Origin of the sequence: Flavobacterium sp. LM4, assembly GCF_002017935.1 — a bacterium.
GTDB lineage: Bacteria > Bacteroidota > Bacteroidia > Flavobacteriales > Flavobacteriaceae > Flavobacterium > Flavobacterium chungangense.
Genome location: NZ_MUFW01000001.1, coordinates 1813483 through 1830404, shown reverse-complemented (window position 1 = coordinate 1830404; position 16922 = coordinate 1813483). Strand labels below are relative to the sequence as shown.

The following is a 16922-nucleotide window of genomic DNA, read 5'->3' as shown; positions in this document are numbered from 1 at the left end:
AATACCGAAGTTAAAAACGCTTCGGTATTTTTATATGTTTTTTTCTAAAACTCAAATTCTCCAATCAGAATTTTGCTGTCACTTTCGCGCTTATTTTCTTTCTGACTCTGGAAAACAGCAATTTTTCGTTCTTGCCTTCCATCAGAATAGTACAAATATACTTCTGCCATCACAGTTGCCGGACCGGAAAGAATATTCTGTCTCTCTCCGAAAAAATTGGTTTTAATTTTATATTTACCTTTTATGGCTTTTTTTAGTAAAAACTGTTCAGGACCAAAACCCTGAGTGAAATCATTACTTAATCTGCCTCCAATTTCTGTAGATTTATGAGAATAGGAACAATCTTCCCCCCTCGGATCTGTAATCCATAGGTCTATATCTGTATTGTCTTTATTCCAGTTGATTACAACACGAATGTCTATAGGTAGATTTGCTTTTAAACGATTATCTATTTTACTGGCATCAACATTTTTATTCTGGCTTAGGATATTATTAATTTCCATAATCAAAATCTCCTCTATACCATTGTCTCTTACTGAAATTTCATCGGTATATTCCTGATACAGCATGGATTTATATACATTAAGAGCCTCCTGAGGTTTTTTATTATCAATCAGGGCCAATGCATAATCTCTGTGACTTTGAGAATCGAACGGCCTCCATTCCAGAATTTTCTGGGTAATCCACAATTCTTTTTCATAATTGCCTCTCTGTTTTAGCAGATAATATATCGTTTTGTATAATTCTTCATTCTCCAGATCAAGCTCTGCTAATGTACTTAAAACTTTTAAAGAAAGCGCTTTATCTCCTTTTTTGAACAACAATTTAGAGACATCAAAATAATACGTTACCTGCTTTTCATATTTTGAACGGTTTTCAAGATATTTTTGGTAAATCAGCTCAGAGGACTCCAGATTTTGAAAATCTTTCATATACTCTTCTTTGCTTTCTACATCTACCAAAGTTATTTTGCCTTTTGCTTTAACTTCCGCTTGCGCAACAGCTCTATCTTCAACAATGCTTTCAGCATTATAACCCGCAGAAACAGGTACAGATGATTGATTTTTGTTAGCAGATTCACTTACCATTTGTTTAGAAATCTTAGGATACTGCTTTTTTTCGACAGGTTTAAACTCCGTATTCCACCAGGCCGTTAGTTCGCGGGTTATATCAAAAGATTTGGATAGAAGGTTTTTTCTTTTTTCTAAAATCTCTTTTTTATTTCTTGAAACGATTTTGTTGTATTCAGATAATAATTCCTGAGGGGGTGTGATGCTGTATCGCACATAATCATTGACATCATCCAATACAATAAGACTGGTGTTCTTACTTACCACCCCAAACTGTTCGCTCAGATTTCTGATTTCATCACGGTTTTGAGTCGAATTGAGTTCAAGATCATTGATTTTTCTTTGCGCCCAAAATTGTGCAATTGGCCAGTTTTCTACCTGAACAGCTGTATTAAAATCTACAGGTATTTCAAAGTTTTTATTTCCTACAGAAAAAAGAGCGGTCAGCTTACCCAAATTTGAAGACGAAATTCCAAATATATTGACTGGCTCATTTACTGCCGTTCCAATATTTGGATACAGCTCCTGAACATTCGCATTTTCTTTAAATCCTAAAAATTTAACCGGAAGTTTTTTGTAGGTTTTCAGCGCCGATTGAGTGTCTAATTCATTAAGATTAATAAAATTTCCTCCTGATTGCGATGCTAAAAGTTTAAGCAGGTTAAAGTCGGAAGTAGGCGTACTTACGATACTGTTAAGTGGTTTCTTGAATTTTAAAGTCAAATCACCAAAATTTGAAATTCCGTCAGAAAATAAAAGGTATTCTTCTACTCCTGGAATTTCTTTTAATGCACCAAAGTCGGTTCCACCATCGTATTTCAGGTCAGCAATTCTATTTTTTAATGTACTCCAGTTTCCACCAGAAACAGTGAATTCTTCTGTCTTTTCCAGAGTATTATTTAATAGAACAAATGATACCAAAACATCTTTGTTATCGGAAAAAAAGGCCATCAGAAAATCCAGTTCTTTTTGATGGTTTCTCTTTGATCCGCTGAATGAATTATCCCAAATAATGGCAATTTTATTAGATTTCGGCTTTTCTTTTACAGGGAAATCCATCGAAACACTGGCAGCAAAATAAAATTTATCATCAGAAGCTTTCTGCAGCAAAACACTGGAAGATTGATTTGCTTTTGGGATTGCTATTTTAAGACTTTCATTTGGGGTAAAGTTTTCTTTACTAATTTCAGCAACCCATTGATTTCCTTGTTTCTGAAAAGCAAAACTACCATCTGGATTTTCAGTGATTTTGGGAGTTATCAAGCTTTCATTAACCAACACTTTCAGATTAAATTTTGGAATGCTAACTGCATTGGCAAAACTTAAAAAATAGTGATACTCTGAAGCAGAATTTTTTAGTTCCTGATGATAAGTAATCTTAATGGTTCTGCTGCCTTTCGCCGGAATCGGATAAATTCTTGTACGGAAATTATTTCCGGCTACTTTTTCAATAATCCCCGGATCTATGTTTCTTTTTTCAATACTTTCAAATACTTCCTTAGCCCGTTCTTTAGGAACGGGAACTGCATCTCTTAATTTTCCGTTGATATCTAAAGCGTAGCCGCTTATGCTCACTCCTTCAGGTAACGGAATCGTAAGTTTGCCTTCTAAAATTCTGTCCCCCAGATTGTAAAATGTGTAAATGGCTGTTGTTGTGGCAAGATTCCCCAAAATTTTGGTTTCAATTTTTGCTTCCTGCAGAATGACCGGATGTTTTTTTAGATTTTCTACATCCAGAGTTGGGATTTGAGAAAAAACTGCACCAAATACCATTAATGCACATATAGTAAAAAGTTTATTCATATTAAAAAAAGTGATTTTTTATTTGATTACAAAGGAGAAAAACTAATAAATTCTTAATAGGTTCTAATTAGAAAGTGCGAATATGTTTAGCAACAATTCCAAAATTAAAACCCTGTACCTCATCTACTCCGCTGAAATTGACCGCAATCAACTGACCACATTCATTAAATACTGGTGCACCGCTTGCACCATGTGTCGAAGTGATACTGTATTGAATTTTATTCCCGTCTGATTCTTTACTTATTTTACCATCATAAAGCTGCACTTTTATACCTGAATTTGTCTTTGCCAAATCCATTCCTAAAGGATAGCCCACCATTATTGCTTTTTGTCCCGGATTTAAAGAAGCGTCATCCTCGACTGCATTGTCAAGATTGATGATGTTTACAACACTTTCCGGGGTTTTATGATCTGTTAGTCGTACAATACCTAAATCAATATTGGTATCTTCTGAAATTTTTTCGATCTCGCAACTAAGCCATTGGTTATCTGAATCATGAAGTGCTACCGCAATATCTATCGTTTTTACATATACCTCAATATCTTCTTTCGATACGTATTCTTTAACCGGAATAGCAGCTGCAATATCTGTTGTTACTGTTGTTGTATCTTCTTGTGTATCATTTGAACTAACAAATTCTTCACCCGCTGGCTCTTGGCTTGTTTCTTCACTTTCGCCTTCACCTTCATAATCACCTTCGCCTTCACTTTCGTCATAAGCAGATGCAACTTTCCAGTTTGTTTCTATAAAACTTTGATACTCCTCTTCTGAAACATCAGTAGTAAGAATTGAAGCAATTTTCAATCCTAGATTTCTTATAGTAGTATTTGTTTTTTCCTGCTCTTCATTTGATGAATTCCATGGCTGTAAAACATGGCTGTTAGTCAGTATTTTTCCATCTCTGTCTACGAAAAAACCTGTTCCGAAAACCGTTTCTTCTTTTGCATCCTCAGTAGTAAGCTGAATTTCTTTTCCTTTAATTTTTGCAAAATAACCATAACTGTGTTTTATCAGCACAACTGCACCTTTATATTCGTCGTATATTTTTGTATCTGAGTCTAAACAAATAGTAGCAGGTGGCTTTTTAAAATATTTAAAACCAAAAAAAGTTGCTGTTGATAGAATGATTATCGAAGCGAAAATAATTTTGTAAAGATTTCTTTTTTTATTATTGCCGTCATGTAAATCATTGTTGGTTCCGATTTTTCTAATTTTCATTTGTAAATAGGTAATTTTTATTAATATGTTTCTAGAGTGTCAATTGACAAAATTATTGATATTTGCCATTTTTTACGGTCCGAAGGTAGTAATTTAATTGTTAAATTATATTAATAAAAATACTATTGTAGACCTGATTTTTCGATTTCAACACCATTACTATCTGTAAAAACATTTGGGCTAGCTACTCTTGATGTTAAATAATTAGATCAAAAGATAATCTCTTAGGTTACAATCATAATTACCATCAGAAAATCGCAGACAATTGATTGGCAAGTATTGATGAAGCTCACTCGAGAAAAGACTGGGAATTGAAACATTCTTGATTCGGAACTGATGACTCAGGATATGATTGAGCATTTGAGTTAAATCTCGTTGTTTATTTTAAACTTGACACATTCAGAATCATATAACTTCAATTAACTAATGTCTTATAAAATCATTTATGTTTTTATTTGAATAAAAAATTACGAACTACATTTCTCTAAAATAATCGGCTCTGTCTCTATTTTTTGAGTGAATGGGTTATTTAGGCGTTCCTTTTTATTAGTTTTTTTATTATAAAAACCATGCCATGTAAATTCAATTTTTGAAGTGTTTATCAAATTAAAGGTAGCGCAAGGTTTTGTTGTTGCATAATTTTCAAAATCCATATCTTTTGGTGCTGGAAAGAAGGGCGGATAACTATAGTATAGACCGTATTCTTTATCATTTATTTTTCTGACAATTAATACAATTCTAAATCCATCAGAATATGAAAAAACAAAGTTAGCTTCGTGTTTTTCAAAATAAACATTCTTCTGTGGATTGGAATTATCACAGGTAAGTTTCCATTTTGCTGCACTATCTTCAAAAGGAAATATCTCGGCAGTGACAGTGCTTACTTCACTTACTTCAGTATTAGTTTCTTTACTATCAGAAATTGTATTTGCTGAGTCTTTATAATTTAACTTCTTTATTAATTCAATCTTTCCGTTGGAACTGTTTATTTTAAACTTTTCCCATTTTTCAGCTTGAAATGCAAATTCAGATAATCCGCTATAAGATTCTAATTTAAAAATCTCTAAGTTATTGTCTAAAAAAGCCAAGGTTTCGAATCGCTGTTCTTTAGGAAAATCCGGATCTAACTGGTACTTATAAAAAACAATAGAATCTTTAATAACATTGTTAATCTTTGTAAATAATACAATTTGGATGTCACTGTTTTTGTTTTTTGGGATGTATTTTTTTCTTTTAAGTTCTAAAGTGAATTTATCAGACACTTTTAATGTTTTTATGAAGCCATTACTTTTATAGTTTACATATTTCTTATTATGTGCCTTTAAAACATTTCCAAATTGTTCAAAATAGCGATAATTATCACCTCCTGCTTCTACATTTCTTATAAACTCAGCATCCTTTACCAATGGTTCACCAATAAATAAACTGTCTGAAATTTTATATGTCTCTTCGATTACTTTTGTTGAATCTATAGATTGCATATTTGCTGATAGATTATCTACTTTTTTACATGATAATAAAAAAGGGAATACTAAAATGATTAAAAGGAATGATTTATTATTTTTCATATTATTTTTCTTTTACAATTAAAACTGCTGGTTCATTAAAGCCAGAATGCAAGTGACTATTGTGATGTGGGTCATGAGTTGTACCTGCATAAGAGTGTGTCGAATCCGTACCAGTAATCTGTATATTAAATTTAAAATTTTTCATTGACGCAATAATCTTCTTCTGTTTTTCACTATCATCAAGGTATTGTGTATCTATACTCTTTCCATTAACATGAGATACACTCGGGAAACAAGAAGCTTCTTTAAAGCAACTACCAGTAGTTTTTACATTAGTATAACCACATTCAGCCAAAGCACCAATAAACCCAGCCAAAGCACCCGGCGATGTATAACGTCTTTGTGTATCGCTGAATGCATATGCAATTATTACCCCATTTTTTTGATAATTTAAGCTATCAGGCATTCTTACAACTTCAATTTTTGGTTTACCTTCAGCACATTTGTACAAATTCCAAAAACTCTGTCCCTCATTGGATCCATATTCAGCTATATCATCATTCTCATACTTAACCCTCTTTCTTGTTTGTCCTTCAACAACGTCAACTTCTGACGCTATAGGACTATGAGTTGGTTTATTGTTAAATCTTTGTCCGTTTTTTTTCTGAATTGTTTCATTCCATTCTACAAAACATATTTCATTTTGTACATTTTTAGAACCATGGTAAATATATTTATATTTATTTTCAAAACCGGTTTTTATCCTCTTTGGAATGTGTTTTTCTATAATTCCATTCTCATAAACGCGATAAGTCACAATACCATCAGGAGCATTGAAAGGAATACAATTAACATATCCAAATTCTCTTAAAAATCCTTTTTTAAGATGCAGTGCTTTACTTTTTGCTTCTAACTCTTCTTTTAAAAACTCTTCGTATTTTGTTTTAACCTCAGCAAATGTTTTCAAATGAGTAGGCTGCCCATAAGGAGATCCAGGTAAACTAGCCCAACATAAACTAGCAATCAATGCTGCTTTTTCTAGATTTCCATCAATAATTAATTGCAATATATCTCCGTAAGCATTTTCAAAAATCTTTCTTTGTTCTTTCTTTTCAGTGTTAATTTGTCCATTGTCTCTTTTTGGATTAAAGAATGTTAATGGCCTTTTTGACAAGTAATTATGTTTTAAAATTGCCAAACACAATTTATCTTGAGTTTCTTCATCGAATCCATTAATATCATAGAAACTTCCTTGTTTGCTTATTAATTCATTATAAACATCACCTTTAATTTGATAGGCTCCTGTGGCTGATGACGAATAACCACTTTGTGATATCACAATTTGCGGATGCTTACTCATATTTTTATTATGAGGAACAGCTGTAAAATCGTCTCCGCCAAATAATCTTTTATACCCTCCTTCGTCTTGGGTTCCTTCACCTACTCTCAACATCCTCATAAATGCCCGAACTCTTGCCTCACTCTCACAAACCCCATATTTATTATCTTTACTGCTTTGATTGTTTAAACTCTCGCCCCCCACCAAAACAGCACTTTTATACTCCGCCAATCCTAACAAAGCGCTTTTTTTGGTTACAGCAATAGTTCCCGTAGCGGATCTTGCTCCATTGTACAAAATCTCACCATGGCTGTCTTGCACAACAGCATAAACAATACACATGGATAGTTTTGGATTTATTTTCTCCCATTTTACGGTTGCTTGTATTGCACCGCTCTTATCTACTTTAACTTCAGAAGAAGGAATTTCGAAAAGACTTTTACCCTTACTGTAAATTGTGATTTTTAATTTTTCGTTTTCTTTTATTCCTCTCGATTTACCGTAAAAATAACTTATCTTATCATAATCTACATGATAATGTCTGTCTTTTCCATCCTGAGTACCAATATGTGCCGAATAAATCTCTCGTTTATCCTCCACATTCAAGTGGTTTTTAGATTCAAAAACGTTATTAGCGTTGGCTAGTTTTAGTTTTGGCACTGCAATTTTCACAAATAACATTCCCCAATCTCCTGCTTTGCCTCTCACATAACTATCTAAAGTAAACGGAATAAGATTTCCGTCGTATTTAGGAACATTGATAACTTTGCAATAATCATTTTCAAATGCATCATTGTCCCAAATTTCTATCGTTAAATCTTCTCCTACCAGATTTTCCTGCTTAACCCAGATATTTACTGTTTGAAGCCAACTTGATTTTTCGATCTCGATACCATTACTGTCTGTAAAAAACATTCCAAGTACTTTGCCCTGTTTAACATCAATACTTAATGTTACTCCTGTTCCATTATTAATACTGCATTTTATGTTTTGCTTTCCGGCAACGGAAGGGATTATCGATATTGTTTTTTTATCTATCGTTTTGTGTGGTATGGTGGTTTTCCATGATATTAACTCGTTGTCTAACAAATTGGGCATTACAAAAGATTCAGCGACTAACTGAGTGGTTTTACCTACCTTGGGAACTTCTACATAACTAAAAGCCATAACGTCATTATCTTTTACTTCAAAACGCCAGTCGTCTTCCTCATCAATGGCTTATGTTCCATATGCATTGGCTTTCATTACATAGGCTTCAACAACATATTTCTCTTTTCGAATAAACTCATGTCCGGGTATAACGATAGTTTTTCCGGCACCGATAAGGCGTCCGTTTAAATTCCACTTTACTTCTTTTAACTCATTATTAATAGCTTCATTAGCTATTTCATCATTCGGAATATAATAACTAAAAGCCCCTTCTTTTACAGAAAACGACATTGGAGTTCCTGGTCTGATTACCTCAGCATTATGACTTATTCCCGATACTGAATTAGCCATTGTTTCTGCAATAAAACTTTGCGTATTTACTTCTCCAGAATCTAATTTATACTCTGCTATAATTTTATATTGTGCCTTTGTATTTATTGGAGTAAAAGAAACACTATTATCTAATTTTAGTGATTTTATAATATTTCCTGAAGCATCTGTAGCATATAATTTTAAACGTTCAAGCTCATCATTTGTTGGCGGCATCAAAAACTTTGCAGAAAAAGTAACTGGGAAATTTTGTCTTATACGTATTTTTCCATTCACAGATTTTGTAAAGTTCTCTCCATCTATAGGTTTCAACTCGTTTCCAACAAGTTTATTATAAACTACTTCAATGTCTATAGAACAATCCGGGTCGTTTTTATCATATTTTCCTTTTTCGAAATCTTCTTTTTTGGGTTTACCATATCCTTCAACACGATATTTGCCTAATGCTGGAAAACTGTTTTTAAAATTAGTTCCAACTTGTTCACTAGTAAATAGTTTTTTGTCTTTATCACCTGTATGTCCTTCATAAATTACCCAGGAGGTCAGGGCAAGATTACCTTTTTTAACTTTGGCCTCAAAACTACATTCCGTATTGGGACGTACAAATAGCTGTTCAACCTTTTTGCCTTCTGAAGAGGACACAGGTTTAAAATCCGGATAATTTTCTAAACTTTTTAATGTTATACCCGAAACGCTTGGGTAAGCTGTTTCCAAAGCAGGTTTTTTTACAGCCGGATTTATAAGAGCCAATGCTGCCGGGTTGGTATTCTCGGCGTGTTCTTTCATGACACTGTTGGTTTGTCCATGCTTTACTATTTCAATTTTACCGCCAATCGTACATTGTAAAGTAGAGATTTCTGTTAGCGCTTTATTACCCAAGATCTGTGTTTTCTCGTATACTTTACTCCATTTCGGAGCCGGACTAAGTGTGCAGGGTAAATATCCGCTTGAAGAAGGCTGAAGTTTACATTTACCAAAAGTAGCTGCTGCAGGATCAAATGTTTTATCTGCTTCTGTGGCAAAAAATTTCTTGTCCTCATCATTAAGAACTACTTTTTGATGCGATGTAACTAATAATTTTGCTGTTTGTTTAGGATTTTCAGCCTGATTACAAGCACATGTTGCTCCATGTACGACAAAATATTTATCATCATGTTCGCTTTTGGCAGCTTCCTTTTTCTCCTCTTCTTTTTTCTTTTCTTCTTCTTTTTTCTCCTCTTCCTGTTTATCACTGGCTGCTTTATCTTTCTCTTCACTATCTGCCCGCTTTGCGTTCATAGCGTCGATTCTTTCTTGTGGAGGCGTTAATAGTGTTTTCCCTTCGACTGCATCAGCACCAAGCCCGTCTTTTACTTCACTATTCATATTATGATACGTGCGTAAATCATACGAATCTTTTATTCCTAATTCTGACGAAATAGTCTCTAATGTATCTCCTTTTTTTACTAAATAAGGTATGGCAGTACTCATTTTATTTTATTTATTAGTTAAATAATAAACTCGTTACTAATTGCGATTGATCGATAATTTTTCCTGATAATTAAAATACGGATTATTGATTTTTATCTCTGTTTCAGAGCGCTCAAAATCAAGTTTTGTGGTTACAAACTGAGTTTCGTTAGTAACCCTTGTTGTAATTAGGGCAGCTTGATCGCTTAACTCCTGAAGATATTTGTTTGCAATACCATACGCTTTGATTTTCTCAAAAAGATTTTCGGTTTGAGCTTCTTGCCCGTAGTATTTCAAAATATTTGTATCCGAATTCAATACGCCTTTTCCTTTCCAGGATAAGGTGGTTTCTAAAGGAACAATATCCCATTGAAATTGATATTGTTCTAAATTTTCTGTTTCCTGAAAACAAAGCATTACTACTTTCATCAAACCCAAAGAAAAGAAGTAGTTGGTCATTGCGTAACCATCTTTGGCAACGTTATCTAAAAATTGACTCCGAATGTATTGAAATCCATGACCCTCATACTGTAAAGAAAGTTCTTCATCTTTTAAGGAGATTCTATCTGATATTTCCTGAAAATTAGCGAGTAAAAAGCTACCCTCTTTCACATCAAACAAAACAGGAAAAATTGCTTTTTGATATTCATAAGCGACTTTTTCAAACTTTAAATCTATCTTTTTTTCATTTATTCTAAAGCCATTTCGTCTTACTTCAATCTTAAAATTTTTAGCTTCTAATTTTTCAAATTCAATTTCGTAGTTGCTGGTAGCAGTAGACTTTTGTTCAAATAATTCAAAATTGATTGAATTGGTAACTCTAAAATTATATTTGATATCAGATTTCATGGGGCTTGTAAATTTTGAGCCAAAAGTAAAAAATTAAATTAAATTTGTAGTAATTTTATTATTTAATATTTATTTTTGAGCAAAATTATAATCCAATACTTATATTTAAAACCAAAAAAGCCAAACCTAGAAATAAATCTAACTTTGGCTTCTTTAATAAACTAATTTATAAATCTCTATTTCACTTAAAAAACATTATTGGCAGGCTTTGTATCAGCCATTAATCCGCTCGGATCTATTGTGATTTTTTTGATTGCCGTTTTGTTTTTATCAATTGTAAAACTGTAATTTGATTGTGCCCACGCCCAGTCGTCCAAAACGGTTCTTTTTTCGTTTGGATTTGGTTTAATGAAATTCATCATTCGTAACGGAATATAGAACGTCTCAGAAGTGCCATCTGTATAATCCACTTTTAAATCAATTGGCATTGGCATTCTTCCGATTCTTTCTAAAGTAACGGTTGTTTTTCCTGAATTATCAACAACTTCTTTTATTCCGTAATCAATCGTATTGGTTGTTTGTACCCAATCTGTCAAATACCAGTCTAATTCTGCCCCGGAAACTCTTTCAGCAGATCTTTTGATATCATTTGGAGTTGGGTGTTTGAATTTAAAATCGTTGAAATATCTTTTTAAAGTTGCATCTACATTTTCTTTTCCAATCACATATTCTAATTGTGATAAAAAGATACTTCCTTTAACATATGATGAAATGCTATACGGGCGGTTTTCGTCATAACGGTCTCCGTGTGTGGTCTGAGACTGTTCTTTACCGGAATTTACCAGTTGATAATATGCCGCATAATTTCCTTTGAACGGATTTGAAACTTTTTTATCTCCGGCTAATTCATTCAAAGCACTGTCTTCAATGTAAGTTGTAAAACCTTCATCCATCCACGGGTGTTTTGATTCGTTTGAAGCTAAGATGTGCTGAAACCAGGAATGACCCAATTCGTGCGTAGCTGTTCCCAGAATACCTTCAAGAGTTCCGTTTCCTAACATCAAAGTACACATGGCATACTCCATTCCGCCATCTCCGCCCTGAATGAATGAATATTGTTTATACGGATATTGACCAACTCTGTGGTTGTAATAATCCATCACTTTTACCATTAAAGGCTCTAACTGTTTCCAGTTTTCTGTCGTTTTTGGATTGTTTTTGTAGAAGAAATGCAAATCGACATCATTTGGTCCTTTTACAATATCATGGGTATATTCTTTGTCAGCTGCCCAGGTAAAATCGTGAACGTTTGGTGCGATAAAATGCCATGTTAAAGTCTTGGTCTTTTTTGGATAAACTACTTTTACGCCTTCATCTTCGTAACCGTGACCAATTGAGTTTTTATCCTGTAAATATCCTGAACCTCCAATCGTGTAATCTTTGTCAATAGTGATTTTTACATCAAAATTACCCCAAACGCCGTGAAATTCTCTTGCAATGTAAGGATCGGCGTGCCAGCCTTCAAAATCAAATTCGGCTAATTTTGGATACCATTGCGACATTGAAAGTTCAACTCCTTCAGAATTATTTCTTCCTGAACGACGAATCTGAACCGGAACCTGTCCATCAAAATCTAATGTAAAAGTGGACTTAGAACTTGGTAAAATTGGCTTAGCCAAAGTTACTTCTAAAATGGTTCCTGAAACTCTTGTCTGAGCAACAACTCCATCTTGTTTGAAGTTGGTAATTTTTAAGAATCCAATTTCGTTTGGTTTCAAAGATTCAATACGGCTTTGTTTTACCTCTTTTCCGTCAGCTCCTTTTATCTTAGTTACCATTCTTCCGTCCGGATCTTTTATAAAATGCAAACGGGCATCCATTTCGCTTCCAGGCTGAAAAGCATTAAAAAATAAATGATAGTATACTTTTTTTAAAGTATCAGAAGAATTATTGGAGTAAACCAATTCTTGTTTTCCTTTGTATTGATAGTTTTTAACATCCATCGTTACTTCCATTTTATAATCGGCATGTTGCTGCCAGTAAGAAGTACTTTGAGCAAAAGAAGTATGGAAACTTAAACTTAAAAAATATAGTAAAATAATTTTTTTCATTTGAATTGCTGTGGTATTTAAAAAATTACAAGCTTACAAAAAAATCTTTTCTGTAAACTTGTAATTTAAGTTTTTAAAATTTTAGCTTTTATTTTTTAGACATTTTTTCGGCCAATAGTAAAGCATTATAAGCATTGACCATTTTAGCTGTTTTTGATGATTCAGCAGATGAAACCGCAACAGGCTCCTGATTTGGATCTGAATTTTCACCTAATACAACCTTAACAGGAAGAGCAACTCCGGAATCCATCAAAATTTGTTTTACCTGTGAAGCTTTTAATTTAGGATAATAAGAACGAATTAAAGTCGCAACTCCTGCAGCATTTGGAGATGCCATTGAAGTCCCCTGCAAATACTTATATTTATTGTTTGGAACTGTAGCATAAATTTCTTCACCCGGTGCAAAAACATCAACATTTAATTTTCCGAAGTTAGAGAAATTAGCAACTACATTTTGTCCATAAGCCTTATTAATAGCTCCAATTGTTATTAGATTATCTGCAAATTCTTTACTGTTATCTTCAGAATCATTAGGATAATTAATATTTTGTTTTTCATCGATATTATAACCGTCATTACCTGCAGCATGAACAATTAAAACATCTTTTTTCTTTGCATATTTTATAGCGTCATACACCCATTTTTTATGTGGAGAAAAGCTTTTTCCGAAACTTCCGTTGATTACTTTTGCTCCATTGTCTACAGCATAACGAATTGCCAAAGCAATATCTTTGTCATATTCATCTCCATCCGGAACGGCTCTTACGGTCAGAATTTCTACGTTGTTAGCCACTCCGTCTCCACCTAAATTATTACCACGAATTTGCGCAATAATTCCGGCAACGTGGGTTCCGTGAAGTGCTTTTTCTTTGTCCGGGCCAAATACAATATTGTTTCCGTATTTAGTGCTTTTGATATCATCAGCATTATCCCCTAAAACTTTTCTTCCGTCAAAATCTTTGTTTAAATTGAAATTCAGTTCGTTATAAACTTGTTCTCTGTAATCTTCTAATTCAGCTTCAGGGTCAAAAGTTGGTCCGGCATTGGTAAAAATTTGCATCATTACCATCTTACTTCTCGCCACTTTCGGATCAGTAGAGGTAAGGGTATTCAGATCTTCAGCTTTATAAGTTTTTTTATTTAAAGCCGCTTTTATAGTATTGTGAACATCCAGCAAAAAATCGACTTGTTCTTTATCTTTTAAAGCCTTGTCGTATTTTTCAGTATATTGTGCCAAAGCATTTTTGTATTGTTCAGAACCGTCATCGCCTTTTTTAACAATACGGGTCATTTCAAGGTTTTCATTGACTACATCTCCCAGAAAATTCCATCCGTGAATATCATCAATATATCCATTTTTATCATCATCGATTCCGTTGCCCGGAATTTCCTTTGGATTTGTCCAAATCATTCCCTGCAAATCTTCATGCTCAATATCAACTCCTGAATCTACGACTCCAACAATTACTTTTTTACCTGTTTTTCCTTGTAGTAATTCAGCATATGCCTTGTCTACACTCATTCCCGGAATAGAATCTTTGATTAAATCAAGATGACTCCATCTTTTTAATTCATTTTCAGTTACCGGTGCTTTTTTAACAATCGTTAAAGGAGCAGTAATAAATTCTTTCGGAGCTGAAACTTGCGCTTGCAAAGTAGCTCCACAACCTGCTAAAACAAGGAATGCAAAAGCAGATAAATTGAGTGGTTTTATATGACTCATGTATCTATATATTAATGTAAAAGTTAAAGATGGGACTAAATTATACTTTTTTGTTACAAAAAACTAACTGTTAACACTGTGTTATGAATTTTAAAAATACAATGAACATTTTAAAATAAGAAAATAGCTTATAAATTTGTATAATTGCACCTTCAAATCTTAAAATATTACTTTATGAAGCCAAAACTACTTTTATTACTATTTTTTGTGAATTTTTCAATTTATGCTCAATACACTTCTATCCCGGATGTTAACTTTGAAAACAAATTGATTGCTCTTGGTATTGATTCCGGAACTACCGATGGTCAGGTGCTTACTAGTAATATTGACAAATTAACTTCTCTTGATGTTTCAAATAGTTCAATTACTGATTTGACGGGCATTCAGGATTTTGTGTCTTTGAAATATTTCCATTGTCATTATAACAAATTGACGACATTAGATCTTTCTAAAAATACCGCTTTGATATATTTATATTGCAGATCAAACCAATTAACATCATTAGATCTCTCTAAAAATACCGCTTTAGAAACTTTAGATTGTCATACTAACTCATTTATAACATTAGATCTTTCTAAAAACATAGCTTTGAAAGATTTAACTTGTTCCTATAACTCGTTGACAACATTAAATGTTTCTAAAAATATTTTTTTGGAAAATTTAACTTGCGATAATAATCAATTAGCAACAGTAGATGTGTCTGAAAACACTGCTTTAAAAATTTTTGTTTGTCATAATAATCAATTACCAACATTAGATCTTTCTAAAAACACCGCATTAATACAATTAACTTGCAATTCAAATCCATTAACATCATTAGATCTTTCTAATAACACCGCTTTGGTATATTTACAGTGTATTTACAATACATTGACAACATTAGATCTTTCTATGAATACCGCTTTACAAAATTTATCATGTTTTTCTGGATCATTGACGACATTAGATCTTTCTAAAAACATAGCTTTAAAAAGTTTAGATTGCCATTCTAATAAATTAACAACATTAGATTTTTCTAAAAACGTTGCTTTGGATAGGTTACATTGTTATTCTAACCAATTAACAAGTCTTAATTTAAAAAACGGAAAAAACTCTTTGTTAACAGATTTAAATTGTAAATCGAACCCCAGTTTAAATTGTATTGACGTAGATGATGTTTCCTATTCAAATACTAACTGGTCTATGTTTAAAGATGCTACTGCAACTTATAGTTTAAGTTGTTCTACTTTAGGAACAAAAGAAACAACTTTTGACAAAATAGCTGTTTACCCTAACCCTGTAAAAGGAGAATTGCATATTGACAATACTGTTCTTGAAAAAGCAACTGTATATGATACACTGGGAAAACTAATAACAACAACTAAGTTTACTAATGGTTCAAATAATAACACCATTAATTTAGCAGGACTTCGAAGTGGTCTTTATTACCTTTATTTGGAAAACGAAGGAGCAACTATTGTTAAAAAAATAATAATCGAATAAAAACAGAAAGTTACTATAAATTCAAAAACCATATTTTCAGTAGTTTGAAAATATGATTTTTATGTTTTATAAGATATCCTCGCAGGTAAAAACGTCTTTTAACCTCACTCCTTTTTCAGTATGTTCTACCGTTATAATTTGATTATGTGCATCATGTTCTAAAAACAAATAATAATTTTTGTCAGCAGCAGCATTTAGCAATTTTGATTTCTCCGGCATTGTCAATAAGGGCCGTGTATCATATCCCATAACGTAAGGCAACGGAATATGTCCGGCAGTCGCTAACAAATCGGCGCAAAATACTATCGTTTTATCCTTATATTGAATATATGGAATCATTTGTTTTTCGGTGTGACCATCAACATAGTAAATATCAAAACCTAATTCTTTTGAGAAACCAAAATCACTTTGAGGTCTTTCAACAAAATTTAATTGTCCGCTTTCCTGCATCGGCAAAATATTCTCTGCCAAAAAAGAAGCTTTTTCACGGGCATTCGGTTTTGTTGCCCATTCCCAATGACTTTCATTTGTCCAGAATTTGGCATTTTTAAAAGCAGGTTCGTAACCGTTTTTATCAGAATTCCATTGTATACTTCCTCCACAATGGTCAAAATGCAGGTGTGTCATGAAAACATCGGTAATATCGTCCCTATAAAAACCATATTTTAAAAGAGAACTATCCAGAGAGTGAGTTCCCCAAAGCGAATAATAACCAAAAAATTTGTCTGATTGTTTATCCCCCATTCCGGTATCAATTAAAATCAGACGTTTTTCATCTTCGATAAGCAGACAACGAGCCGCAATATCAATTAAATTATTAGCATCGGCAGGGTTGGTTTTATTCCAGATTGTTTTAGGTACAACGCCAAACATTGCACCTCCGTCTAATTTAAAATTTCCTGATTCTATTGGATAAAGTTTCATGAATTTGAATTCTTAAGATTTAGACA

General features: G+C 32.9%; 10 protein-coding genes. 1 reads left to right on the top strand and 9 read right to left on the bottom strand.

Features of this window, described 5'->3' with window-relative positions; genetic code table 11:
* Positions 1–44: 44 nt before the first annotated feature.
* The 8 genes from BXU10_RS08225 to BXU10_RS08190 form a co-directional block, all read right to left on the bottom strand.
* Positions 45–2873, bottom strand: a complete 2829-nt coding sequence (locus tag BXU10_RS08225; RefSeq protein ID WP_078226927.1) for a VIT domain-containing protein — start codon at positions 2871–2873, stop codon at positions 45–47.
* Between the two features lie 67 nt (positions 2874–2940).
* Positions 2941–4092 (bottom strand): serine protease, encoded by a 1152-nt coding sequence (locus BXU10_RS08220; protein WP_078226926.1) that lies wholly within the window; start codon positions 4090–4092, stop codon positions 2941–2943.
* A gap of 467 nt (positions 4093–4559) precedes the next feature.
* Positions 4560–5660, bottom strand: a complete 1101-nt coding sequence (locus BXU10_RS08215; protein WP_078226925.1) for a hypothetical protein — start codon at positions 5658–5660, stop codon at positions 4560–4562.
* Between the two features lies 1 nt (position 5661).
* On the bottom strand, positions 5662–8106 hold the full coding sequence (locus BXU10_RS08210; RefSeq protein WP_078226924.1) for a glycoside hydrolase family 104 protein: 2445 nt from the start codon (positions 8104–8106) through the stop codon (positions 5662–5664).
* A gap of 51 nt (positions 8107–8157) precedes the next feature.
* Positions 8158–9888 carry a DUF4280 domain-containing protein gene (locus tag BXU10_RS08205; RefSeq protein ID WP_078226923.1) on the bottom strand — a complete coding sequence of 577 codons (1731 nt, stop codon included), beginning with the start codon at positions 9886–9888 and terminating at the stop codon, positions 8158–8160.
* A gap of 36 nt (positions 9889–9924) precedes the next feature.
* Positions 9925–10716: a hypothetical protein gene (locus tag BXU10_RS08200; protein WP_078226922.1), complete on the bottom strand. Its 792-nt coding sequence runs from the start codon at positions 10714–10716 to the stop codon at positions 9925–9927.
* 185 nt (positions 10717–10901) lie between these two features.
* Complete coding sequence (locus BXU10_RS08195) at positions 10902–12767, bottom strand: M1 family metallopeptidase (RefSeq protein ID WP_078226921.1); 1866 nt, start codon at positions 12765–12767, stop codon at positions 10902–10904.
* A gap of 88 nt (positions 12768–12855) precedes the next feature.
* Positions 12856–14490 (bottom strand): S8 family peptidase, encoded by a 1635-nt coding sequence (locus BXU10_RS08190; protein ID WP_078226920.1) that lies wholly within the window; start codon positions 14488–14490, stop codon positions 12856–12858.
* Between the two features lie 174 nt (positions 14491–14664).
* On the opposite strand from BXU10_RS08190, the gene BXU10_RS08185 reads away from it, so the two are divergent.
* Positions 14665–15972: a T9SS type A sorting domain-containing protein gene (locus BXU10_RS08185; RefSeq protein WP_078226919.1), complete on the top strand. Its 1308-nt coding sequence runs from the start codon at positions 14665–14667 to the stop codon at positions 15970–15972.
* A 66-nt stretch (positions 15973–16038) separates the two neighbouring features.
* Here BXU10_RS08185 and BXU10_RS08180 read toward each other — a convergent pair whose 3' ends face one another.
* On the bottom strand, positions 16039–16896 hold the full coding sequence (locus BXU10_RS08180) for an MBL fold metallo-hydrolase (protein ID WP_078226918.1): 858 nt from the start codon (positions 16894–16896) through the stop codon (positions 16039–16041).
* Between the last annotated feature and the right edge of the window lie 26 nt (positions 16897–16922).

Coding starts and splice junctions, on each gene's coding strand:
- BXU10_RS08225 (WP_078226927.1), bottom strand. CDS start 2,873: ATGAATAAACTTTTTACTATATGTGCATTAATGGTATTTGGTGCAGTT.
- BXU10_RS08220 (WP_078226926.1), bottom strand. CDS start 4,092: ATGAAAATTAGAAAAATCGGAACCAACAATGATTTACATGACGGCAAT.
- BXU10_RS08215 (WP_078226925.1), bottom strand. CDS start 5,660: ATGAAAAATAATAAATCATTCCTTTTAATCATTTTAGTATTCCCTTTT.
- BXU10_RS08210 (WP_078226924.1), bottom strand. CDS start 8,106: ATGGCTTTTAGTTATGTAGAAGTTCCCAAGGTAGGTAAAACCACTCAG.
- BXU10_RS08205 (WP_078226923.1), bottom strand. CDS start 9,888: ATGAGTACTGCCATACCTTATTTAGTAAAAAAAGGAGATACATTAGAG.
- BXU10_RS08200 (WP_078226922.1), bottom strand. CDS start 10,716: ATGAAATCTGATATCAAATATAATTTTAGAGTTACCAATTCAATCAAT.
- BXU10_RS08195 (WP_078226921.1), bottom strand. CDS start 12,767: ATGAAAAAAATTATTTTACTATATTTTTTAAGTTTAAGTTTCCATACT.
- BXU10_RS08190 (WP_078226920.1), bottom strand. CDS start 14,490: ATGAGTCATATAAAACCACTCAATTTATCTGCTTTTGCATTCCTTGTT.
- BXU10_RS08185 (WP_078226919.1), top strand. CDS start 14,665: ATGAAGCCAAAACTACTTTTATTACTATTTTTTGTGAATTTTTCAATT.
- BXU10_RS08180 (WP_078226918.1), bottom strand. CDS start 16,896: ATGAAACTTTATCCAATAGAATCAGGAAATTTTAAATTAGACGGAGGT.